At 44.0% G+C, this 1,030-nt stretch carries 1 protein-coding gene; it reads right to left on the bottom strand.

The annotated features are described in order from the left end of the window. Positions 1-61: 61 nt before the first annotated feature. Positions 62-1,030: elongation factor Tu (gene tuf / locus FW757_RS23075; protein ID WP_182762824.1), on the bottom strand; the 969-nt coding region annotated here is incomplete at its 5' end.

Below are 1,030 nucleotides of genomic sequence, written 5' to 3'. Positions count from 1 at the left end.
CAGACATTAAAAAAGGCCACCGAAGTGACCTTTTTCTAATAATTAACTTAAAAGTTAATTATTACTCTACGATAGTTGCTACTACACCAGCACCTACAGTACGGCCACCTTCGCGGATTGCGAAACGTAGACCTTCATCCATTGCGATTGGAGAGATTAACTTTACAGTCATCTTAACGTTATCGCCAGGCATTACCATTTCTACGCCATCTGGTAACTGTACGTCACCAGTTACGTCAGTTGTACGGAAGTAGAACTGTGGACGGTAACCTTTGAAGAATGGAGTATGACGACCACCTTCATCTTTAGAAAGTACGTATACTTCTGAAGTGAATGTTGTATGTGGGTTGATTGAACCAGGCTTAGCTAGTACTTGACCACGTTCAACGTCTTCACGTTTAGTACCACGTAGAAGTGCACCAATGTTCTCACCAGCACGACCTTCGTCAAGTAGTTTACGGAACATTTCAACACCAGTACAAGTAGATTTAGTTGTATCGTTGATACCAACAATTTCTACTTCGTCATTGATGCGGATGATACCAGCTTCAACACGACCAGTTACAACAGTACCACGACCTTGGATTGAGAAAACGTCTTCGATAGGCATGATGAATGGCTTATCGATGTCACGCTCTGGCTCTGGGATGTAAGAATCAAGTGCGTCTGCAAGCTCAATGATCTTGTCTTCCCACTCTTTCTCGCCTTCTAACGCTTTAAGCGCAGAACCAGCGATTAGTGGTAAGTCATCACCTGGGAAATCGTACTCAGAAAGAAGTTCACGAACTTCCATTTCTACTAGTTCAAGTAGCTCTTCGTCATCAACCATGTCACATTTGTTCATGAATACGATGATGTAAGGAACGCCAACTTGACGAGAAAGAAGGATGTGCTCACGCGTTTGTGGCATAGGGCCATCAGTCGCAGCAACAACAAGGATAGCGCCGTCCATTTGAGCAGCACCAGTGATCATGTTTTTAACATAATCGGCGTGTCCAGGACAATCTACGTGTGCGTAGTGACGAGTAGG

The sequence above is a fragment of the Pseudoalteromonas sp. 1181_04 genome (genome assembly GCF_052850545.1).
This window is presented reverse-complemented; position numbering and strand designations above follow the sequence as displayed.